We start from the raw sequence: 20,130 nt of genomic DNA, 5'->3' as shown, positions 1-20,130 counted from the left end.
CGGTCATGTGGTCTTGGATAGCGCCTAGACCTGCATCGCGAGCGCAGGCTTCTGCTGGCGCATCGCGTGCCGCCAGCGCAGCGCAGGCCGCTCGACCAGCTGATACGACAGCAAGGCCAGCACCATGGACGCCGCCAGCAGCAACAGCACATTGGTCTGCTCGATCGCCTGCCCCGTGGCCTTCTGGATCACCCAGATCAGCAGGAAGTGGTTCAGGAACACGCCGTAGCTCAGGTTGCCCAGGAACTCGTCGATGCGCGAGAACGGGCGGCTGCGGATCGCCATCACGACCGGAATGCCGATCAGCAGTCCCGCCAGCACCTCTTTGTTGAAATTCAATCCATACAGGCGCGGGCTGAAGAACAGGCCGGCATACAGCAGCGCCAGCACGGCGTAGACGGCGCCGCGGTAGCGCCGCGCGCCGGCCGTGTCGCGGTTGAGCGAGGCGCCGAACAGGAACATGAACAGCGTGCCCGGCAGCAGGCGGTAGCCGAAATGGTCGGAGTTGATCAGGCCGGAATACGCGCAGCCGTACACCAGCAGCGAGGCGGCCGACAGCAGGTAGACGCCGCGCCGCGGCCACATGATCAGGATCCACGGGATCGCCAGGTAGAACGTCAGCTCCAGCCCGAGCGACCAGGTTTGCGGCAGCACCAGCGCGCCGTCGGCCCAGTACATATAAAAGCCCTGCGGCAGGATCAGGAAGTTGAGCAGCCATTTGACGCCGTTGAGCTGGCTCAGGAAGGAGGGCGACTCCAGATGCAGGAAGTGGATGCACAGCGCGGCCAGCAGCATGTAGAACAGGAACTGCGGGAACAGCCGGGCGGCGCGGTCCAGGTAGAAGGCGGGCACGGCGGCCGGGCGGTCGTAGTATTTGCCGATCAACATGGTCATCACGTAGCCGCTCAGCAGGAAGAACGAGACCACGGCCACCACGCCCGGGTTGTAGCCCCAGAACGTAACGCCCACGTGCGAAATGGCGACCAGCATCGCCAGCATCAACCGATATATACCCATATTGCCCTCTACGTGAAAACAGACCTGCGCGGTCTGTTTTTCTGTTGCCGCGCTCGGGCGGCGATGGCGGATTATGCGGATTTATCGTGGCCGAGGCAATGGGGGGGGGGCTTGCTGTTGTAGGGTTGTTGCTGCTATTCGGCGCCGTTCGGCATAGTATGGGCTTCATTGTGGGGGGGCATATGCGGATCATCATTCGACGGATCGGAAAATCGAGGGACGTGATTATTCCCGCCGAGATGCTGGCCGAAGTCGGCTTGGTAGGTGAGTGCATAAAAAGTGCTATATTAGATGCTTTAATCGGCATTTAATTTAGCTATGGGATTTGGCGATGGATACCGTACTTACCAGTATTACCGTCAGCGTGACGGAGTTGAAGCGCAATTATTCCAATATCCTGAAGGTGATGGAAAACACACCGGTCGCGGTCCTCAATCACAACCGGCCTGAAGCATATCTTCTGTCCGCCGATTACTATGAGCAGTTGATGGCGCGCATGGAGGATTTGGAGGACGTTCAGTTGGTGCGGGAGCGGCAAGACGGCCCCTTTGTCGAGGTCCCCTTGCATGACCTTTAAGCTACGCTTTCATCAGCTGGCCTGGGCCGAATGGAAAAAGCTTGACGGCAGCGTCAGGGAGCCCTTCAAGAAAAAGCTGTTGGAACGACTTGAACAACCGAGAGTGCCCAGCGCGGCCTTATCTGGTATGGCCGACTGCTACAAAATCAAACTCATGACCGCAGGCTACCGACTGATTTATCGGGTCGAGGACGAAGTCGTGTACGTGACGGTTATCGCGGTCGGCAAGCGGGAGCGCGGCCGCGTGTATGCAGAGGCAAAAGACAGGCTGGATTGATATCCAATGATGGCCGGTAGGTTCAGTCCGCACAATCAGTTATACAAAAACGGCGCCATGCGGCGCCGTTTTTCTTATTCCTTGCCGTAGCAGTGCGGGCACGACACTTCGTACACGTATTCCGGCGCCAGCTGCTGGCGCGGCGTGACCACCGAGCGGCAGACGAAACATTGCACCGTCTCGGTCGGCTCCAGCTTGGGATTGAGCGCGGTACGGTAGTCGAACACGAAGCAGTCGCCGGTGTAGTGGGCGCCGCCGACTTCCTCGAAGTACTTGAGGATGCCGCCTTCGAGCTGGTAGACGTTGTCGTAGCCGATGTTCTGCATGTGGATCGCGGCCTTTTCGCAGCGGATGCCGCCGGTGCAGAAGGTGACCACGGTCTTGCCGGCGAAGTCGTCCTTGTGGGCGGCGATCACTTCCGGGAACTCGGTGAATTTCTTGATGCGGTAGTCGACCGTATTGTCGAAGGTGCCGACGTCGACCTCGAAATCGTTGCGGGTGTCGACCATCACCACCGGGCGGCCGTGGTCGTCGACGCCGCTGTCCAGCCAGCGCTTGAGCGTGTGGGCTTCGACGAAGGGCGCGCGGCCTTCCTCCGGCTTGATCAGCGGCATGCGCATGGTGATGATTTCTTTTTTGATCTTGACCAGCATGCGCTTGTGCGACTGCTCGACCGAATAGCTTTCCTTCACTTCCAGGTCGGCGAAGCGGGCGTCGCTGCGGACCCAGGCCAGATACTCGTCGATATGGCTGCGCGGGCCGGACAGGAACATATTGATGCCCTCCGGCGTCAGCAGGATGGTGCCCTTGAGCCCCAGTCGCTGGCAGATGTCCTGGTACAGCGGGCGCATCGCTTCGGTGTCGTCGAAGGTGACGAACTTGTAGGCGGCGATGTTGACGTGAGCGGCAGCGGCAGCGATGGCGGCGGCATGCGCTTCAGCTTGTAAAGCAGTATTAGCGTGCATGGTGGGCATGATCAAAAATTGTGAAGAGCCGACATTATACGCGCTTTTTCTGCCCAAAAAACAGGCAGTGAAAGGATTATCGAACCCGGCCGCCGCACGGTAAAATAGCTGGTTATTGAACCAGCATTGAGCGGCGTATGAACATGGTAGCAAACGAACAAGAAGTGGCGGCGCCGGCAGCGGCTCTCCCGACCGGACCGGACTTCGTCCATCTGCGGGTGCACTCGGAATATTCCATCGTCGACGGCCTGGTGCGCATCGACGACCTGGTCGCCACCGCCGCCAAGGACAAGCAGGCCGCGCTGGCCGTCACCGACCTGTCCAATATGTTCGGCATGGTCAAGTTCTACAAGGCCGCGCGCGGCAAGGGCATCAAGCCGGTGATCGGCGTCGATGTCTGGATCACCAACGACGACAACCGCGACAAGCCGCACCGCCTGATGCTGTTCGCCAAGAACCACATGGGCTACCTGCAGCTGTGCGAGCTGCTGTCGCAAGCCTGGCTGACCAACCAGTACAAGGGCCGCGCCGAGATCCGCACAGAATGGCTGATCGAGCGCACCGCCAAGACCTACGCGCTGCTGCCCGACGTCGATCCCGCCAACGGCCTGATCGCGCTGTCCGGCGCGCACTTCGGCGACGTCGGCATGGCGATTGAAAACGGCAATCCGGCACTGGCCGAGAAAAACGCCGAGAAGTGGGCGCAGATCTTCCCCGGCCACTTCTACATCGAGATCCAGCGCGCCGGCCAGGCCAACCAGGAAGCCCAGGTGCGCCACGCGGTGGCGCTGGCGGCCAAGCTGGGCCTGCCCGTGGTGGCGACCCATCCGGTGCAGTTCATCTCGCCCGACGAGTTCATCGCCCACGAGGCGCGCACCTGTATCGCCGAAGGCGAAATGCTGGCCAATAACAAGCGGGTGCGCCGCTTCAACGAGCAGATGCGCTTCATGTCGCAGGCCGAGATGCGCGAGCTGTTTCACGACCTGCCGGCCGCGCTGCAAAACTCGGTGGAGATCGCCAAGCGCTGCAACCTGACGCTGACCCTGGGCAAGCCGCAGCTGCCGAACTTCCCGACGCCGGGCATGACCATCGACGAATTCTTGCGCGCGGAAACCAAGAAGGGCCTGGAGGAGCGCCTGGAGCAGCTGTATCCGGACCCGGTCAAGCGCGAGCAGCAACGGGCGCGCTACGAGGAGCGGCTGGAGTTCGAGAACAACACCATCATCAACATGAAGTTCCCGGGCTACTTCCTGATCGTGGCCGAGTTTATCCAGTGGGGCAAGAACAACGACGTGCCGATCGGCCCGGGCCGGGGTTCGGGCGCGGGCTCGCTGGTGGCGTACGCGCTGAAGATCACCGATCTGGATCCGCTGAAGTACAACCTGCTGTTCGAACGTTTCCTCAATCCCGAACGCGTTTCGATGCCCGACTTCGACATCGACTTCTGCCAGGAAAAGCGCGACCTGGTGATCCAGCACGTCAAGGACCTGTACGGCCGCGACGCGGTGTCGCAGATCGCCACCTTCGGCACCATGGCGGCCAAGGGTGCGATCCGCGACGTCGGCCGCGTGATGGACTTCGGCTACAACTTCTGCGACGGCGTCTCCAAGCTGATTCCGTTCAAGCCGGGCAAGCCGGTGTCGATCGCCGAGGCGATCGAGGAAGAACCGATGCTCAAGGAGCGCCAGCAGAACGAGGAAGAAGTGGCGCAGCTGCTGGACCTGGCGCAACAGGTCGAAGGCATCACCCGTAACATCGGCATGCACGCCGGCGGCGTGCTGATCGCGCCGGGCAAGCTGACCGACTTCTGCCCGCTGTACACGCAGGGCGGCGACGGCGGCGTGGTGTCGCAGTACGACAAGGACGACGTCGAGGCCGTCGGCCTGGTCAAGTTCGACTTTTTGGGTTTGACCACGCTGACCATTCTCGATCGCGCGGTGCGCTACATCAAGATGCTCGACCCGAAAGAGGCCGAGTTCGACCTGGCGCGCCTGCCGCTGAACGACCGTCCTTCGTACGAGCTGCTGACCAAGGCCAAGACCGTGGCCGTGTTCCAGCTGGAGTCGCGCGGCATGCAGGGCATGTTGAAGGACGCCCGTCCCGACCGCTTCGAAGACATTATCGCGCTGGTGGCGCTGTACCGTCCGGGTCCGATGGACCTGATCCCGGACTTCTGCAAGCGCAAGCACGGCGAAAAATTCGACTATCCCGATCCGCGCACCGAATCCATTTTGTCCGAAACCTACGGCATCATGGTGTACCAGGAGCAGGTGATGCAGATGGCGCAGATCGTCGGCGGCTACTCGCTGGGCGGCGCCGACATGCTGCGCCGCGCGATGGGTAAGAAAAAAGCCGAGGAGATGGCGGAGCACCGCGAGATCTTCCGCGCCGGCGCCGCCAAGGACGGCCTGTCCGCGCAGAAGGCCGACGAGATCTTCGACTTGATGGAAAAGTTCGCGGGCTACGGCTTCAACAAGTCGCACGCCGCCGCCTACGCGCTGCTGTCCTACCACACGGCCTACCTGAAGGCCCACCATCCGGCCGCGTTCATGGCAGCCAATATGTCGCTGGCGATGGAGGACACCGAGAAGGTCAAGATCCTGGTCGAGGACTCGATCGACATCTGCGGCCTGACCATCCTGCCGCCGGACATCAACAAGTCCGACTTCCGATTCATGCCGGACGGTCCGCCGCCTTCGGTGACGGGCAAGAAGGTCACGCAGATCCGCTACGGCCTGGGCGCCTGCAAGGGCGCCGGGCAGAACGCGATCGAGGCCATCATCGCCGCCCGCACCGCCGGCGGTCCGTTCACCAGCCTGTTCGATTTCTGCAAGCGGGTCGACAAGAAGCAGATCAACCGCCGCACCATCGAATCGCTGATACGCGCGGGCGCCTTCGATTGCCTGAACATCGACCGCGCCATCCTGCTGGCCACGGTCAGCTTCGCGATGGAATGCGCCGACCAGGAGGCCAAGGCGGCCAACCAGGTCAGCCTGTTCGGCGGCGACGATTCCGACCTGGTGGCGCCGCCCGAATACGTGAAGGCCGCGCCGTTCACCGACCGCCAGAAGCTGGCCGAGGAAAAGATCGCGCTGGGCTTCTACCTGTCGGGCCACATGTTCGACTCGTTCGCGCCGGAAGCGCGCCGCTTCGCCCGCACCAAGCTGGCCGAGCTGGAGCCGTCGCGCGAGCCGCGCATGCTGTGCGGCGTGATCACCGGCATCCGCCCGCAGATGACGCAGCGCGGCAAGATCCTGATCGTCACCTTGGACGACAAGACTGCGGTGGTCGAGGTGACCGTGTATTCGGAAGTGTTCGAAGAGAACAAGCGCATGTTCAAGGACGACGAGTTCCTGGCCGTGGTCGGCAAGGTGTCGGAAGACCGCTTCTCCGGCGGCCTGCGCATCTCGGCCGAGAAGGTGTTCGACATCGTCACGGCGCGCGTCAACTACGGCAAGCAGCTGGCGATGGCGCTGCCGACCTCGGTGGACGTGCGCAAGATGGCCGAAGTGCTGGCGCCGCACCGCCACGCGGACGGCCTGCCGGTGTCGGCGCGCATCACGCCGCAGGGCGTGGGTTGCGTGGTGCAGCTGGGCGAAGCGTGGCGCGTGGCGCCGTCGGACGAGCTGCAACTGGCGCTCCAGCAGGTGCTGGGCGCCAAGGACGTCGCGATCGAGTACTAACCCCAAACGGGAGGGGTCTGACCCCGTACGGGGTCAGACCCCGGCGTGCGGTGTGCGGGGTCGGCGCTTACAGCTGTTCGCTGATGCTGGTGATGGCATACCCCTTGGCGCCTATCTGCTCCAGGGGGTGGACGATGTGGTAGCGGGACAAATCGTCGAGGCCGTCGTCCACTTCGACGTGGCTGGCCTCGGGATGCCAGTCGGTGTTGGTGGCTTCCTCGGGGATGGGTTTGCCCTCCGGCACAGCCAGGTAGCTGTGTTTGCCTTTTGCCTCATCTCGGTAATAAATATCCACACGCATGGTATTTCTCCTTGGACGAAAAAGCCATGGTACCGGATTTTTCAGGCCAATGCGTATTCGTCGTCATCGTGCGCGACGGTGGACAGCGTGCTGTAGTTCTGCCCCAGCGGCGTCGGCACCGCTTCGAAGCGCGGCGCGCTCAGGCCGGCGCTGATGGCGGCGCTGATGGCCGTCAGCGTCTCGTGGCGCTTGCGCGCTTCCGAGCGTTTCTTCGAGGCGATCGCCGCCAGGTCCGGCGGCGCGATGGCCTCGCACGGCAGGCGCCAGTCGCCGTCGGCGCGGCGGCTCGCTTCCAGCTCCTGCCACAGCGTGTCGTAGTCTGCGTGCACCTTGCCCTGGCGGCTGGCGCCGCACACCACGCGGTTGGCGTTGCTGACCAGGCGCAGCTCGACGCAGCCGTAGTCGTGGCCGATCTGGCTCAGCAGCTTGACCATCATATTCTTCGGCCGCAGGCCGTGCAGTTCGCGGGTGGCGTCCTTGATCACTTGCAGGCCCTGTTCGCTTTTCGAGCCCTGCATGCAGCCTATGCCCAGCACCATGCCGCGCACCCCCTGCAGGAAGGAAAACGCGCAGCTGTAGACCAGCACGCCCTCATGCTTCAGTTGCAGCACCAGTTCGCCTTCGCGCTCCATCGGTTCGATGGCGCGCAGTTCCAGCTGGTAGCGCAGGCCGGTCTTGCCCTCGATGCTGCCCAGCACCACGGCGCCGCGCGCGGCGCGCACCGTCAGCGGCCCCAGGCCCTGGCGGAAGATGAAGCGGTAGTGCTGTTGCAGCAGGTCGACGCGCTGGGCGCAGTTCATCGTGTTGCTCAGGTAGGGGCGGTAAATCTTGTACAGCAGGCGCGGGCGGGCCTTGACCAGGTCCATGAACAGCGGATGGGAATTGAGCAGTTGCAGCCAGCCGTAGGTGGCCTGGCGATGCAGCAGCGCGCGCAGCGACAGCTTGAACGATTCGCGTAGTTGCTTCAGGCCGCTGAAGTCGGCCACGCCGGAACGAAGGGTGATTAACTGCGACATCGGATGTCTCTCATGTAAAACGGGCTGCGAGGGGTGGTATGGCGGCAGCTGCACGGGAGACATCATTCACGACCGCGAGGATAGGGCGGCACGGCTACTTTAGTGTCTTCTCGTCAATGGGGAGTGCCATTACGACATGTCTGCATCGTAAATCCGGTGTAACGTATTGTAAATTGGGGTAAAGGCTTACGCTTTTCCCTTAATAATTAGTGCTTCGGAAAAGTAAGTGTTGTATAGAGGGGAAAGCGCGGGCGTAAGGGGAACGCGTAGTTGTAAAAAGCAATGCGCGATGAATTTTGGCAATGCATAATGCTACATAACGATACAAAGCGTCCCGTATGTCTCCCTCCCGCCTGCGTTTCCTGGAATTTCCCGTTTTCATAGCGTTGTACCTGCTATTCGACTGGGCGACCTATATCGACCCCTTGTATGGCTTGAACATCACGCCGTGGAATCCGGATCCGGCGCTGGGCCTGGTGTTCTGGCTGCGGCACGGCTGGCGCGCGGCGCTGCCGTGGTTCGTGGCGCTGGTGGGCGGCGAGTTGCTGGTGCGCGGCATGCCGGCCGGCTGGACCGTCAGCGTGCTCGGTTCGCTGTGGCTGACCGCCGGCTACGGCCTGCTGGGCGCGGCGCTGCGCCGCCAGTTCGGCGACGGCGGCGTGTTCGACAGCCGCGATCGCTTGTTCCGGTGGGTGCTGATCGTGGTGGTCGGCACCATGATCACCGACGTCGGCTATATCTCGTTGTTGTCGGCGGCCGGGCTGATCCCGGCCGGGCAGTGGGGCGAGGCGGTGCTGCGCTTCGGCATCGGCGACATGGTCGGGGTGCTGGTGTCGATGCCGCTGATCTGGATGCTGGCCAGCCCGGGCGACCGCCAGCGCCTGCGGGCGACGGTGTGGCGGGCCGAGACGCTGGGCTATCTGGCGCTGGCGATCGGCGTGCTGGACATGGTGTTCGGCACCATCGCCACCTCGGAGTTCAAGCATTTTTATTTCCTGTTCCTGCCGGTGATCTGGGCGGCGTTCCGCCAGGGACTGTTCGGCACGGCGCTGATGGTGTTTGTGCTGCAGGCCGGCATCGGCGCGCTGGTCAAATGGAATAACGCGGTCAATATCGCCGTGCACGAATTGCAGATGCTGGACGCGGTGCTGGCGCTGGTGGGCTTTTCGATCGGCATCGCGGTCGACGAGCTGCGCAAGGTCGCCAGCGAGCTCAAGCAGACGATGCGGCTGGCGGCGGCCGGCGAGATGGCGGCCGCGCTGGCGCATGAATTGAACCAGCCGCTGACGGCGCTGGGCGCCTACGGCAAGGCGTGCGAATATTTGCTGGAGCGGGGCGAGAGCGGCGACGTGCTCAAGGGCGCGATCCAGCGCATGATCGCCGAGTCGGGCCGGGCCGCCGACGTGGTGCGGCGGCTGCGCGATTTCTTCCGCACCGGCGCGATGAAGCTGGAGCCGGTCGACGCCGGCCAGCTGGTGTCGGGCATCAGCCAGCAGTTCTTCGCCCAGCTGCGCGAGCACGGCGTCGAGCTGGTGGTGGGCGAGATTCCGCCGCTGGCGGTCCTGGCCGACCGCCTGCAGCTGGAGCTGGTGCTGCGCAACCTGCTGGCCAACGCGCTGGAGGCGGTGCAGGAGCAGCCGGCCGGCGCGCGCCGCATCACCTTGTCGGGCCAGCGGCTGGACGGCAAGCGCAAGGGCAAGGGCAAGCAAGAGCAGGGCGGCTGCCTGCAGCTGTCGGTGGAGGACAGCGGCAAGGGCGTGTCGGCGGCGCTGGCGGCACGGTTGTTCGAGCCGTTTGTGTCGTCCAAGGCCAGCGGCCTGGGCCTGGGGCTGGTGCTGAGCCGCGCCATCATGGAGGCGCACGGCGGATCGCTGTGGGCCGAGGTGGGCGAGCATGGAATTTTCAGGATGGCGCTACCGTTGGCGCGTCCTTTGGAGCAGGATGGAAAGCAGGTGAGCTATGCAGCATGATTTAACCGTATTCATCGTCGACGACGACCCGTCGGTGCGCGACGCGCTGGGCCTGTTGCTGGGCGTGCGCGGCTACCGCACCGCGATGTTCGCCAGCGGCGAAGCTTTCCTGCAGTCGTGGCAGCCGGCCTGGCGCGGCTGCATGCTGATCGACATCCGCATGTCCGGCATGGACGGGCTGAGCCTGCAAATGGAATTGATACGGCGGGGTTGGGGTTTGCCGGTGATCATCATGAGCGGCCACGGCGACGTCAGCATGGCGCGCGCGGCGTTCAAGGCCGACGCCGTGGACTTCCTGGAAAAACCGTTCGACGACGTCAAGCTGATCGCCGCCATCGACGAGGCGCTGGCGCGCGCGCGCAGCGTGCACAGCGAGCAGCAGCGGCGCAGCCGCAGCGTCAGCCTGCTGAGCGAGCTGACGCCGCGCGAGCGCGAGGTGATGCAGCTGGTGGTCACGGGCCGCCACAACCGCGAGATCGGGCCGGCGCTGGGCATCAGCGTGCGCACGGTGGAAGTGCACAAGGCGCGGCTGATGGCCAAGCTGGGGGTCGACAATGTCGCCGACCTGGTGCGGATAACGATGCAGGACTAGGCCGGCACCAGCGCCTCGGCGCGCCACGACTCCACCACCTCCAACACCTGCTCCGGCGTGATCGCCAGCATGCAGGTGCAGCGCGCCGCGTCTTCGCAATGGCCGCAGGCCACCGGCGTGCACAGGCTGCGCGCGCGCGGGCCGAGCGCGCCCCAGCGCACGATGTCGATCGGCTTGAGCGGCGGGAACAGGCCCAGCGCCGGCCGTCCCAGCGCGGACGCCAGGTGCAGCGGCCCGGTGCCGCTGGCGATCAGGCCGTCGCAGCCGCCGATCAGGGCGGTGAAGCCGTCCAGGTCCAGGCGGCCGCACAGATTCTCCACATTCGGCAAGGCCAGCAACTCCGGCGCCTGCTGCGCCAGCAGCTCGCCCTCGGCCGCGCTGCCGGTCACCAGCACGCGCACGCCGTCGGCCTTGCTCAGCAGGCGGGCCAGCGCCGTGTAGTGTTGCAGCGGCCACTCGCGGCCGTTGCCGTTCGACTTGGGATGCAGGATCAGCTTGAAGCCGGGAGCGGCCAGCACGGCGTCGGCGGCCGGATGGCGCGGCGTGTCCAGGCCGTACATGGTCTTCAACTGTTCCAGCGGCGGCTCCACGTCCACCCCCAGCGGCAGCAGCAGCTTGAAGTTCAGCTGCGCCTCATGCAGCGGCGAATTGGCGCGGCTGAAGGTGGCCAGGCGGTTGCAGTGGTACCAGTGGTGGATGCGGTGGCTGCTGCCGATGCGGCGCTGGATGCCGGAGCGGCGCGCGGCCGCCGCCAGCGTGCGCTGCGGGAAGGTGAAGATCATGGTGTCGCAACCGCTCTGCGCCAGGCCGTGCGCCCAGTCGTCGCCCAGTTCCTCCAGCGTCAGCACCTGGTCGACATGGCGGCACTGCGCCACCACGGCGGCGGCGTAGCGGCGGCACAGGAACACCACCTCGACCTGCGGATACAGCTGCTTCAGGTAGCCCGCCAGCGGCAAGGTCAGCACCACGTCGCCGATGTTGTCGGTGCGGGCGATCAGGATGCGGCGCGGCACCGGCGCCGGGTACTGCGCGGCCAGGCACATGCCGACCAGGCTGCACACCATCATCACGTAAAACACTTTCGGCATCATCAGCCAGAACATCACGTCGGTCAGGCCGAACGCGAAGAAGGCCACCACCACCACCATGCCGGCCAGCGCCAGCGGGTGCTGGCCCTGGTCCGGGCGGCGCAGCTGGCCGGCGAAGAAGCACAGCGGCGCGATATACATCGTCAGCAGCAGGCTGAAGTCGAGCAGGCCGCCGGTGGCCAGGCAGTTGAGCATGTCGTTGTGGCTGCTGCTGTAGAGCAGCGCCGACGATTGCTGCAGGCGGCCCTGGGCCGCCAGCGCGTGCAGCGCGACGTCGAACTGTTCGCGGCCCACGCCCAGCCACGGGTGTTCGGAAAACATCATCCACGAAGCTTTCCACAGCTCCAGCCGGATGCCGACCGAGGTGTTGGCGTCGCCCACCTGCAGATAGTGATTGATGTCCGAGAAAGCCTGGGCGATCCGCACCGCCACGCCGGTGGCCGGCACGGCGAACGCCAGCACCACCAGAGCCAGCAGCACCGCGCCCGCCAGCAGCAGGCGGCGGCCGTACAGCCGCGCGCCGTAGCGCACCAGCGGGATCAGCACCAGCGGCAGCGCCAGCCAGCCGCCGCGCGAGGCCGACAGCATCGAGGCCAGCAGGCCGCACAGCAGGCCGACCACGGGCAGCCAGGAGAAGCGGGTGTTGCGCAGGTCGGTCAGGCCGCACAGCGACATCAGGCCGCAGGCCAGCGCCAGGTCGCCGAAGGTGATCTCGTGGTGGGTGAAGCCGATCGCCCGGTCCAGGCCGCCGATCGTGACCTGGTACAGCGCGACCACCGCCGACAAGACGGCGGCAAAACCCAGGCCCAGCCAGAAATGGCGGGCGCGCGGACGCAGGTAGTACATCACGCCGATGCAGCTGAGGCCGAACAGCAGGCGCGATGGCCCGTCCAAGGTATGCAGGCTCTGGCGGTCCAGCAGCAGGCGCAGCAGCGATACCAGGAAATAGCCGCCGAAGGCCATCACCACGCCGCCGATGTCGCTCCAGTGGCGGCGGTACAGCGCCAGCATCAGCGGCGCGCGGCGGAACAGCAGCAGCAGGATCAGCAGCTGGACCAGGCCGAGGCCGACCTTGCTCGACAGCGCCAGCGCCGGCAGCAGGAAGATCATCGTGGAGGAAAGCGGTCCGCCATATTCGGTTTGCGGCGTCGAGGAGCTGGCTGGATTCATGGTCACGCGGAGAGGGCCTTGCGGCCGTGGCGAAAAGGCCGATTATAGCAGCGTCGGCGGGGCGGCTGCGCCTTGTCGCTGGGCCCGCGATGGGCGATAATCGAGCCGGCATGGGCCACCGGCCTGACCATGAAAGACTCCGTGTTAGCAGATAAAAACGTCACCGCCGGGAGCGTCCCGCGCATCCTGGTCATTTCCCCCAACTGGATCGGCGACGCCGTCATGGCCCAGCCCTTGCTGCAACTGCTGCGCGCGGCCCATCCGGGGCGGCCGATCGACGTGCTGGCGCCGCCGGCGGTGTCGCCCGTGTGGCGGCAGATGGCCGAGGTCGACCAGGTGCTGGAAACCCCGTTCCGCCACGGCGCGCTGCAGCTGAAGGAGCGCTGGAAATATGCGCGCCTGCTGCGCCAGCGCGGCTACGCCGAAGCCTACGTGCTGCCCAACACCATCAAATACGCGTTGATCCCCTGGCTGGCCGGCATCAAGCGCCGGGTCGGCTACAAGGGCGAGAGCCGGCACGGCCTGATCAACGTGATGCACCACGACCAAACGCCGCCGCGGCCGATGGTGGCGTTCTACGCCGCGCTGGCGACGGCGCCGCAGGCGCTGCAGGATGCGGCCCAACGCGCCGCCTTGCCCAAGCCGCGCATGGCGGTCGGCGCCGAACAGATCGCCGCGGTGCTGCAGCGCCACGGCCTCGACCCGGCGCGGCCGCTGCTGGCGTTCGCGCCCGGCGCCGAATTCGGCGGCGCCAAGCGCTGGCCGGCGGCGCACTTCGCCGGCCTGGCGCAAGCCATCCTGGCGCGCGACGGCGCCACCCAGATCGTCTTGCTCGGTTCGCCCAAGGATCAGCCGGCCTGCGCCGAGGTGACAGCCGGCGTGGAGGGAGGCGCCATGTTCAACCTGGCCGGCTCGACCAGCCTGGCCGAGGCCATCGCCCTGATCGCCGCCAGCGCCGCCGTGGTCGCCAACGATTCCGGCCTGCTGCACATTGCTTCGGCGCTGAACCGGCCGGTGGTGGCGCTGTACGGGCCCACCGATCCCGACCACGCGCCGCCGTTTTCCGACCTGGCGGCGGCGCTGTCGCTGCGGCTGGCCTGCGCGCCGTGCAAGCAGCGCGAGTGCCCGCTGGGCCACCAGGACTGCATGGTCAAGCTGACGCCGGACCTGGTGTGGCACAGCCTGCGCCCCATGCTGGCGGCGGGCTGAGCCATGCCGCGCCATGTTTAAACGCTATACGATCACCTTCTGGGCGACGCTGTTTGTCGGCGTGGTCTGTCTGTCGCTGGTGGCGGTCGACGTCTGGCGCAGCCTGATCGCGCGCGACGCCCAGCTGCAGGAGATGGAGCGGCTGACCTCGAACGTGGCGCGCGCCATGGCGCAGCACGCCGACGACACCATCAAGGCCGCCGACACCTCGCTGGCCGACCTGGTCGAGCGCATCGAGACCGACGGCGTGGAGGCGCCGCAGCTGGCGCGGGTGCGCCGGCAGATGCTGGCGCACGTGACCAACCTGCCGCAGCTGGCCGGCCTGTTCATCTACGGCGAATCGGGCCAGTGGCTGGTCAATTCGCCGGCCGTGCTGGGGCCTTCGCTCAACAACGCCGACCGCGAATACTTTGTCTACCACCGCACCCACGCCGGGCGCGGGCCGCACGTCGGCGCGCCGGTGATCAGCCGCAGCAGCGGTAAGTGGATCATCCCGGTGTCGCGCCGCCTGAACAAGGCCGACGGCAGCTTCGCCGGCGTGGCGCTGGCCACGCTGGACATCGATTACTTCCGCCGCTTCTACCAGAGCTTCGACATCGGCGCGCGCGGCGCGGTGGCGCTGATCTCCAGCCAGGGCGTGCTGATGCTGCGCCAGCCGTTCGACGACAACCGGGTCGGCATCGACCTGCGCGACACGCCGCTGTTCCAAGCCTACCGCGCCCACCCCAACGGCAACGGCCTGTTCGCCTCGTCCAACGACGCCGAAGTCCGCTACAACAACTACCGCGCGCTGGAGCACTATCCGCTGTTCGTGACGGCCGCGCTGTCGCAGGAAGAGATGCTGGAGCACTGGCGCCACGACAGCTTCATGCGCTCGATCGGCGTGATCGTGCTGGCCGCGCTGCTGGGCTTTTTCGGCAAGCGGCTGGTGGCCCAGATCAATTTGCGGGTGCAGGCCCAGGCCGAGCTGTTGCAGGCGCGCGACGCGCTGGAAGGCGCCAACCGCACGCTGGAGCGGTTGGCGATGCAGGACGGCCTGACCGGGCTGGCCAACCGCCGCCAGCTCGACGTCACGCTGGGCAACGAGTTCAGCCGCGCCATGCGCCATGCCGACACGCTGGCCTTCGTGATGATCGACGTCGACTACTTCAAGCAGTACAACGACCTGTACGGCCACGGCGCCGGCGACGATTGCCTGCGCGCCGTGAGCAAGCTGATACGCGCGTTGACGCCCAAGCGCGCCGGCGACGTGGTGGCGCGCTACGGCGGCGAGGAAATCGCCATCCTGCTGCCGAACACCGAGCTCGATGGCGCGCAGGCGGTGGCCGAGCGCATCCGGCTGGCGATCGAAGCGATGCAGACCGCGCACCGCGGCAGCCCGTTCGGCGTGGTGACCATCAGCGCCGGCGTGGCGGCGATGGCGCCGCGGCGGGGCGACAGCTCCAGCCAGCTGGCGGCGGCGGCCGACAAGGCGCTGTATGCGGCCAAGTCGGGCGGCCGCAACCAGGTCGGCGTGGCCGCCACGCCCGCCACCGCCACCGCCACCGCTGCCGCGCCGGAGACTACGCCGGACGACGCCGCCTAGCGCGCCGTCAGCTGGCGCAGCGCCGCGTGGGCCACCGGTGGCGAGACCACGTGGGCGCCGTCGAATTCCGCATAGCGCACGTCGTAGCCTTCGCCGGCCAGGCGCACGGCGATGGCCTTGCCCCGTTCCACCGACAGCACCTGGTCGCCCTTGCCGTGGGCGATGAACACGCGCGGCATGCCGCTGCGCCGCAGCGGCGCCATGAAGCCGGGCGAGAACGCCAGGATGTCGGAAAACAGTTCGCCGTTCATCAGCCCGACCGACAGCGCATACGAGGCGCCGTCGGAAAAGCCGCCCAGGGTGACGGCGTCGGCGTCGACCGGGTAGCGCTGCATGGTCCACGCCAGCAGCCGGTCGATGAAGGCCAGGTCCGGGCCGTAGCCGCCACGCAGCACATCCCAGCTGGTCGACAGCGCTTCCGGCATCAGCAGCAGCGTGCCGTGCAGGGCCGCGTGCGCCAGCGCGATGGCGTCGCCGCCGCCGTGCTGGCCGCCGGCGCCGTGCAGCAGCACCAGCAGCGGCAGCGGCGTGGCGCCGTCGTGCGGCGGCACATGCAGGCGCGCGTGGCGATGGTTGGGGAAGCCCAGCCGGTGACTGCCGGGCGGCAGCGGCAAGGGCGGGGCGGTGGATGGCTGGCGCAGCAGCGCGGGACGGGCGTGCAGCCGCCCGTCACTGTAGGGCGCGGGCTGGTGGTCGGCGCCGGTCATGCGGTCTCACAAGTGCCTATTTGCGCACATAGGTGGTCAGCTCCCAGCTGTCGCGGTTGAAGATGCGGCCATTCCAGTCGGTATCCCGGTAGTCCAGCTTGACGAAGTTGTTCACCTCGGGCGCGAACCACAGCGTCTCGGTCAGCTGGCCGCTGCCGCCCGGGCTGTTGGGTTCCTCGCCGTTGTACAACGCCTCCACCTCCAGTTTCAGCGCTTCGAACTCGCCGGCCGGCACGGTGATCTTTTCCCAGTTTAGCACCTTGCCCTTGATGCGATAGCGCCAGTGCTTGCCGGACTTGGGATTGTCGGCGGTGGCGTTGGTGGTCCATTCCTTGCCGGGCGCCAGCGGGAAGGCGTAGCGCGCGAACGACGGCGCGAAGTGCATGGCGCCGCGGTCGATGGGGTTCATTTCGGCGCTGAACAGCTGCCTGGTCAGCAGGGCGCCGCTGGCGGCGCGCTTGATGTCCACGTGCACGCCGGCGGCGTCGACGCCGGTCACCTCGAGGCGGTTGAGGTTGCCCTTGGCGCCCTTCCAGACGTCGGTGTACTGGTAGGTCCAGGAGTCGCCGACGGCGGGCGAGGGCGCCGCCGCCGGGGCGTGATCGTCCGCCAGCGCCGGTGTGGACTGCTGCCCCGCCAGGACCAGACCCAGTGCCGCCAAGATATGCCGTGTCGCCATGCTGCCTCCGATGATGTGATTGATATTATAATTATGCTATCACATTGAATTCAAGGCAGAGCAATGACCATCGTCCGGATTTTCGCCAGTATCGCCCTGCTGGCCGCCGCCACTATCGCCCGGGGCGAGGAGGCGGCGGCCAGGCTGCATGCCCTCAACGACGCCGAGCTGCGCGGCGTGTCGACGCCGATCCCGGCGCCGGCGCCGCGCCCGCCGGCCAGGTCGCTGAGCCGGGGCTTGTTTCCACTGCATGGCTTGTTCGGGGGCGGTGGCGACAGCAAGGCCGCCGGCATGGGCACGCGGCTGTTCCCGCTGCTGGGCTTGCTGAATGCCGATGTGACGGCCAGGGATGTGGCGTATGGGGCGGACGGCGCGGCCCTGCGCATGAACGCGGACGGCTCCGTCAACCTGGCGCTGCCGGCGACGATCGGCGAACTCGACCTGCAAAACATCCGCACCGGCGTCAACGACAACAGCAATTTCGGCTCGGTGCAGATCAGGGGCATCGACCTGAGCCGCACCGTGATCAGCGTGACGCCGACCAGGTAAAACGTGGTCTACATCAAGATCACGTCGTACTGTTCCTGGTGATAGGCGGTCTCCACCTGCAGCGAGATCTTTTTGCCGATGAAGTCGCCCAGCATCGCCAGGTGCTGCGATTCCTCTTCCAGGAACATGTCCACCACTTCCTGCGAGGCGAGGATGCGGAATTCGCGCGGGTTGAACTGCTTGGCTTCGCGCAGCAGTTCGCGCAGGATTTCGTAGCAGATGGTGCGCGAGGTTTTCACTTGTCCCTTGCCGCTGCAGGCCGGGCACGGTTCGCACAAAATGTGCGCCAGCGATTCGCGGGTGCGCTTGCGCGTCATCTCCACCAGCCCCAGCGCCGAGAAGCCCGACACCGACACCTTGGTGCGGTCGCGCGACAGCGTTTTCTTCAACTCCTGCAGCACGGCGTTGCGGTGCTCGGTGTTCTCCATGTCGATGAAGTCGAGGATGATGATGCCGCCCAGGTTGCGCAGCCGCAGCTGGCGGGCGATCGCGTGCGCCGCCTCCAGGTTGGTCTTGAAGATGGTGTCGGCGAAATTGCGTCCGCCGACGAAGCCGCCGGTGTTGACGTCGATGGTGGTCATCGCCTCGGTCTGGTCGACGATCAAATAGCCGCCGGACTTCAGGTCCACGCGCCGGCCCAGCGCGCGCAGGATCTCTTCCTCCACGCCGTACAGGTCGAACAGCGGCCGCTCGCCGGTGTAGTGCTGCAGGCGCGGCAGCACGCCCGGGGTATAGGCCTGGCCGAATTCCTGCAAGGCCAGGTAGTTCTCGCGCGAGTCGACCTGGATGGTGGCGGTGTCGTCGTGCACGAAGTCGCGCAGCACGCGCTGGGCCAGGCTCAAGTCCTGGTGCAGCAGCGTGGTGGCCGGCTTGGTCTTGGCGCCGAGCATGATCGCGCCCCAGGTCTTGCGCAGGTATTCGACGTCGGCCGCGATGTCGGAGTCGGACGCGTCTTCGGCCTGGGTGCGCACGATGTAGCCGCCTTTTTCCTCCGGCGGCAGCAGGCTTTGCAGCCGCACGCGCAGCGCTTCGCGCTCCGATTCCTTTTCGATTTTCTGCGAGATGCCGATGTGGGCGTCCTGCGGCAGGTAGACCAGCATGCGGCCGGCGATCGAGATCTGGGTCGACAGGCGCGCGCCCTTGGTGCCGATCGGGTCCTTGATCACCTGCACCGTCAGCACCTGGCCGTCGAACAGGATCTTCTCGATCGGCGTCGGCGCCGCGTTCTGGCCGCCGTCGTGCGGGCGGGCTTCCCAGATGTCGGCCACGTGCAGGAAGGCCGCGCGTTCCAGGCCGATGTCGATGAAGGCCGACTGCATGCCGGGCAGCACCCGCACGACCTTGCCGGAGTAGACATTCCCGGCCAGGCCGCGCGTGAGCGTGCGTTCGATGTGCAGCTCTTGCACGGCGCCCTGCAAGATGAGGGCGACCCGGGTTTCCTGCGGGGTGATGTTGATCAGGATGTCTTCGTTCATTTGTCTCTGCGGTCTCGAGTGCCGTTGTGGTGGGACGATCATACACGGCGCCCGGTGGAGCGGCAAATCAACCCGAACGGCAGCGGCGAGGGGTCTGACCCCGTACGGGGGCAACTCGCACTGCGAGTTGCGGGCGCAGCCCTCCCCAGACCCCGGCGTGCGGGGTCAGGGTAGCGGCAAACCCGCCTGCCGCAGCAGCTGTGCGGTCTCGTATAGCGGCAGGCCCATGATGCCCGAATGGCTGCCGGTGATGTGTTCGATGAACTGCGCGGCCGGGCCCTGGATGCCGTAGCCGCCGGCCTTGTCATAGGGTTCCGAGGTGGCGCAGTAGGCGGTGATGGCGGCTGGCGACAGCACGCCGAAGGTCACGTCCGACACCTGGGTGATCTGGCCGGCGAAATCGGCCGAGTGCACGGCGATCGCGGTCAGCACCTGGTGGGTGCGGCCGGACAGCTGTTGCAGCATGGCGATGGCTTCGTTGGGCGTGCCCGGTTTGCCGAGGATGGCGCCGTCGATGGTGACGGTGGTGTCGGCCGCCAGCACCACGCGCGGCGCCATGCGGCGCTTGACCACCAGGTCGGCCGCAAACGCAGCCTTCTCGCGCGCCACGCGGGACACGTAGTCCAGCGGGGCTTCGCCGGGATGCACGTCCTCGGTGACGTCGGGACCGCGCGGGCCGTCGCTGCGCAGCAGCAGCAATTCGAAATCGATGCCCACCTGGCGCAGCAGTTCGCGGCGTCGCGGGCTCTTGGACGCGAGGTAAATCTTTTTGTCGACCGGCTTCATATAGTTATGTTTTAAACGCGGTGATAAGGGTGATTCTGGGTAATCGACCATGCACGGTACAGCTGTTCCGCCAGCATTACACGTACCATACCATGCGGCAGCGTCATACTGGAAATGCGTATCAAGCCTTCGGCGCGGGCCTTCAGCTCCGGATCGAGGCCGTCGGCGCCGCCGATCAGGAAGGCCGTGTCGCGGCCGTCCTGCTGCCAGGCTTCCAGCTGCTGCGACAGGCCGACCGAAGTCAGGTCCTTGCCGCGCTCGTCGAGCGCAATGATGCGGACGGATTTGGGCAGCGCCGCCTCGATGCGCTCGCGTTCGAGCGCCATCGCGGTGGCGGCGGTCTTGCTGCCCGAACGGTCGACCGGCTTGATTTCCTTCAGCACGATCTTCAGTTCAGGCGGCATGCGCTTCGCGTATTCTGCGAAGCCTGTTTCTATCCAGGCCGGCATTTTATGGCCGACCGCAGCGATGATCAGCTGCATCC

General features: G+C 66.0%; 18 protein-coding genes. 8 read left to right on the top strand and 10 right to left on the bottom strand.

Annotation, left to right across the window (positions count from 1 at the left end):
* Nucleotides 1-24: 24 nt before the first annotated feature.
* A complete protein-coding gene (locus RUGAMON1_RS08030) occupies nucleotides 25-1,017 on the bottom strand; it encodes an acyltransferase family protein (protein WP_445230014.1) in 993 nt (330 codons plus the stop codon).
* A 331-nt stretch (nucleotides 1,018-1,348) separates the two neighbouring features.
* On the opposite strand from RUGAMON1_RS08030, the gene RUGAMON1_RS08025 reads away from it, so the two are divergent.
* A complete protein-coding gene (locus tag RUGAMON1_RS08025) occupies nucleotides 1,349-1,594 on the top strand; it encodes a type II toxin-antitoxin system Phd/YefM family antitoxin (RefSeq protein ID WP_445230013.1) in 246 nt (81 codons plus the stop codon).
* A complete protein-coding gene (locus tag RUGAMON1_RS08020; RefSeq protein WP_445230012.1) occupies nucleotides 1,584-1,871 on the top strand; it encodes a type II toxin-antitoxin system RelE family toxin in 288 nt (95 codons plus the stop codon). Before RUGAMON1_RS08025 ends, RUGAMON1_RS08020 begins: the two co-directional genes overlap by 11 nt.
* Nucleotides 1,872-1,945: 74 nt before the next feature.
* Here the strand turns inward: RUGAMON1_RS08020 and RUGAMON1_RS08015 are convergent, their stop codons facing one another.
* The gene (locus RUGAMON1_RS08015) at nucleotides 1,946-2,836 is read right to left on the bottom strand and encodes a sulfurtransferase (RefSeq protein ID WP_445230011.1); all 891 of its coding nucleotides are present in this window, start codon (nucleotides 2,834-2,836) and stop codon (nucleotides 1,946-1,948) included.
* A gap of 137 nt (nucleotides 2,837-2,973) precedes the next feature.
* On the opposite strand from RUGAMON1_RS08015, the gene dnaE reads away from it, so the two are divergent.
* Entirely contained in the window at nucleotides 2,974-6,519 is a 3,546-nt protein-coding gene (dnaE, locus tag RUGAMON1_RS08010; protein ID WP_445230010.1) for a DNA polymerase III subunit alpha, read from the top strand.
* A 67-nt stretch (nucleotides 6,520-6,586) separates the two neighbouring features.
* Here dnaE and RUGAMON1_RS08005 read toward each other — a convergent pair whose 3' ends face one another.
* Both RUGAMON1_RS08005 and RUGAMON1_RS08000 read right to left on the bottom strand, forming a co-directional pair.
* A complete protein-coding gene (locus RUGAMON1_RS08005) occupies nucleotides 6,587-6,820 on the bottom strand; it encodes a DUF6139 family protein (protein ID WP_445230009.1) in 234 nt (77 codons plus the stop codon).
* A gap of 41 nt (nucleotides 6,821-6,861) precedes the next feature.
* On the bottom strand, nucleotides 6,862-7,836 hold the full coding sequence (locus RUGAMON1_RS08000) for a VirK/YbjX family protein (protein WP_445230008.1): 975 nt from the start codon (nucleotides 7,834-7,836) through the stop codon (nucleotides 6,862-6,864).
* A 338-nt stretch (nucleotides 7,837-8,174) separates the two neighbouring features.
* On the opposite strand from RUGAMON1_RS08000, the gene RUGAMON1_RS07995 reads away from it, so the two are divergent.
* Nucleotides 8,175-9,806, top strand: coding sequence for a sensor histidine kinase (locus RUGAMON1_RS07995; RefSeq protein ID WP_445230007.1), 1,632 nt, complete (start codon nucleotides 8,175-8,177; stop codon nucleotides 9,804-9,806).
* Complete coding sequence (locus RUGAMON1_RS07990; protein ID WP_116991471.1) at nucleotides 9,796-10,398, top strand: response regulator transcription factor; 603 nt, start codon at nucleotides 9,796-9,798, stop codon at nucleotides 10,396-10,398. Before RUGAMON1_RS07995 ends, RUGAMON1_RS07990 begins: the two co-directional genes overlap by 11 nt.
* Here RUGAMON1_RS07990 and RUGAMON1_RS07985 read toward each other — a convergent pair.
* Entirely contained in the window at nucleotides 10,395-12,656 is a 2,262-nt protein-coding gene (locus RUGAMON1_RS07985) for a glycosyltransferase family 9 protein (protein WP_445230006.1), read from the bottom strand. The two genes, RUGAMON1_RS07990 and RUGAMON1_RS07985, sit on opposite strands and share 4 nt — an antisense overlap.
* Before the next feature lie 129 nt (nucleotides 12,657-12,785).
* Here RUGAMON1_RS07985 and waaF point away from each other — a divergent pair, with 129 nt between their 5' ends.
* Entirely contained in the window at nucleotides 12,786-13,865 is a 1,080-nt protein-coding gene (gene waaF / locus RUGAMON1_RS07980) for a lipopolysaccharide heptosyltransferase II (RefSeq protein WP_445230005.1), read from the top strand.
* 13 nt (nucleotides 13,866-13,878) lie between these two features.
* Nucleotides 13,879-15,450 (top strand): GGDEF domain-containing protein, encoded by a 1,572-nt coding sequence (locus RUGAMON1_RS07975; RefSeq protein ID WP_445230004.1) that lies wholly within the window; start codon nucleotides 13,879-13,881, stop codon nucleotides 15,448-15,450.
* Here RUGAMON1_RS07975 and RUGAMON1_RS07970 read toward each other — a convergent pair.
* Both RUGAMON1_RS07970 and RUGAMON1_RS07965 read right to left on the bottom strand, forming a co-directional pair.
* Nucleotides 15,447-16,157: an alpha/beta hydrolase gene (locus RUGAMON1_RS07970; RefSeq protein ID WP_445230003.1), complete on the bottom strand. Its 711-nt coding sequence runs from the start codon at nucleotides 16,155-16,157 to the stop codon at nucleotides 15,447-15,449. The two genes, RUGAMON1_RS07975 and RUGAMON1_RS07970, sit on opposite strands and share 4 nt — an antisense overlap.
* 16 nt (nucleotides 16,158-16,173) lie before the next feature.
* Nucleotides 16,174-16,836, bottom strand: coding sequence for a hypothetical protein (locus RUGAMON1_RS07965; protein ID WP_445230002.1), 663 nt, complete (start codon nucleotides 16,834-16,836; stop codon nucleotides 16,174-16,176).
* Between the two features lie 63 nt (nucleotides 16,837-16,899).
* Here RUGAMON1_RS07965 and RUGAMON1_RS07960 point away from each other — a divergent pair, with 63 nt between their 5' ends.
* Nucleotides 16,900-17,385, top strand: coding sequence for a hypothetical protein (locus RUGAMON1_RS07960; RefSeq protein WP_445230001.1), 486 nt, complete (start codon nucleotides 16,900-16,902; stop codon nucleotides 17,383-17,385).
* A gap of 8 nt (nucleotides 17,386-17,393) precedes the next feature.
* Here RUGAMON1_RS07960 and rng read toward each other — a convergent pair whose 3' ends face one another.
* The 3 genes from rng to rlmH all read right to left on the bottom strand — a co-directional run bounded on the left by rng (nucleotide 17,394) and on the right by rlmH (nucleotide 20,128).
* A complete protein-coding gene (gene rng / locus RUGAMON1_RS07955) occupies nucleotides 17,394-18,860 on the bottom strand; it encodes a ribonuclease G (protein ID WP_445230000.1) in 1,467 nt (488 codons plus the stop codon).
* A 165-nt stretch (nucleotides 18,861-19,025) separates the two neighbouring features.
* Nucleotides 19,026-19,646 (bottom strand): Maf family protein, encoded by a 621-nt coding sequence (locus RUGAMON1_RS07950; protein WP_445229999.1) that lies wholly within the window; start codon nucleotides 19,644-19,646, stop codon nucleotides 19,026-19,028.
* 11 nt (nucleotides 19,647-19,657) lie between these two features.
* Nucleotides 19,658-20,128 carry a 23S rRNA (pseudouridine(1915)-N(3))-methyltransferase RlmH gene (gene rlmH / locus RUGAMON1_RS07945; RefSeq protein ID WP_008451768.1) on the bottom strand — a complete coding sequence of 157 codons (471 nt, stop codon included), beginning with the start codon at nucleotides 20,126-20,128 and terminating at the stop codon, nucleotides 19,658-19,660.
* Between the last annotated feature and the right edge of the window lie 2 nt (nucleotides 20,129-20,130).

This window comes from Duganella rhizosphaerae (genome assembly GCF_040364205.1).
GTDB lineage: Bacteria > Pseudomonadota > Gammaproteobacteria > Burkholderiales > Burkholderiaceae_D > Rugamonas > Rugamonas rhizosphaerae.
Note: the sequence above shows the minus strand (reverse complement) of the source record. Positions and strands in the feature narration are given on the sequence as shown.

Coding starts and splice junctions, on each gene's coding strand:
- rng (WP_445230000.1), bottom strand. CDS start 18,860: ATGAACGAAGACATCCTGATCAACATCACCCCGCAGGAAACCCGGGTC.
- RUGAMON1_RS07960 (WP_445230001.1), top strand. CDS start 16,900: ATGACCATCGTCCGGATTTTCGCCAGTATCGCCCTGCTGGCCGCCGCC.
- rlmH (WP_008451768.1), bottom strand. CDS start 20,128: ATGCAGCTGATCATCGCTGCGGTCGGCCATAAAATGCCGGCCTGGATA.
- RUGAMON1_RS07970 (WP_445230003.1), bottom strand. CDS start 16,157: ATGACCGGCGCCGACCACCAGCCCGCGCCCTACAGTGACGGGCGGCTG.
- waaF (WP_445230005.1), top strand. CDS start 12,786: ATGAAAGACTCCGTGTTAGCAGATAAAAACGTCACCGCCGGGAGCGTC.
- RUGAMON1_RS07990 (WP_116991471.1), top strand. CDS start 9,796: ATGCAGCATGATTTAACCGTATTCATCGTCGACGACGACCCGTCGGTG.
- RUGAMON1_RS07965 (WP_445230002.1), bottom strand. CDS start 16,836: ATGGCGACACGGCATATCTTGGCGGCACTGGGTCTGGTCCTGGCGGGG.
- RUGAMON1_RS07950 (WP_445229999.1), bottom strand. CDS start 19,646: ATGAAGCCGGTCGACAAAAAGATTTACCTCGCGTCCAAGAGCCCGCGA.
- dnaE (WP_445230010.1), top strand. CDS start 2,974: ATGAACATGGTAGCAAACGAACAAGAAGTGGCGGCGCCGGCAGCGGCT.
- RUGAMON1_RS07975 (WP_445230004.1), top strand. CDS start 13,879: ATGTTTAAACGCTATACGATCACCTTCTGGGCGACGCTGTTTGTCGGC.
- RUGAMON1_RS08000 (WP_445230008.1), bottom strand. CDS start 7,836: ATGTCGCAGTTAATCACCCTTCGTTCCGGCGTGGCCGACTTCAGCGGC.
- RUGAMON1_RS08015 (WP_445230011.1), bottom strand. CDS start 2,836: ATGCACGCTAATACTGCTTTACAAGCTGAAGCGCATGCCGCCGCCATC.
- RUGAMON1_RS08025 (WP_445230013.1), top strand. CDS start 1,349: ATGGATACCGTACTTACCAGTATTACCGTCAGCGTGACGGAGTTGAAG.
- RUGAMON1_RS08005 (WP_445230009.1), bottom strand. CDS start 6,820: ATGCGTGTGGATATTTATTACCGAGATGAGGCAAAAGGCAAACACAGC.
- RUGAMON1_RS08020 (WP_445230012.1), top strand. CDS start 1,584: ATGACCTTTAAGCTACGCTTTCATCAGCTGGCCTGGGCCGAATGGAAA.
- RUGAMON1_RS07985 (WP_445230006.1), bottom strand. CDS start 12,656: ATGAATCCAGCCAGCTCCTCGACGCCGCAAACCGAATATGGCGGACCG.
- RUGAMON1_RS07995 (WP_445230007.1), top strand. CDS start 8,175: ATGTCTCCCTCCCGCCTGCGTTTCCTGGAATTTCCCGTTTTCATAGCG.
- RUGAMON1_RS08030 (WP_445230014.1), bottom strand. CDS start 1,017: ATGGGTATATATCGGTTGATGCTGGCGATGCTGGTCGCCATTTCGCAC.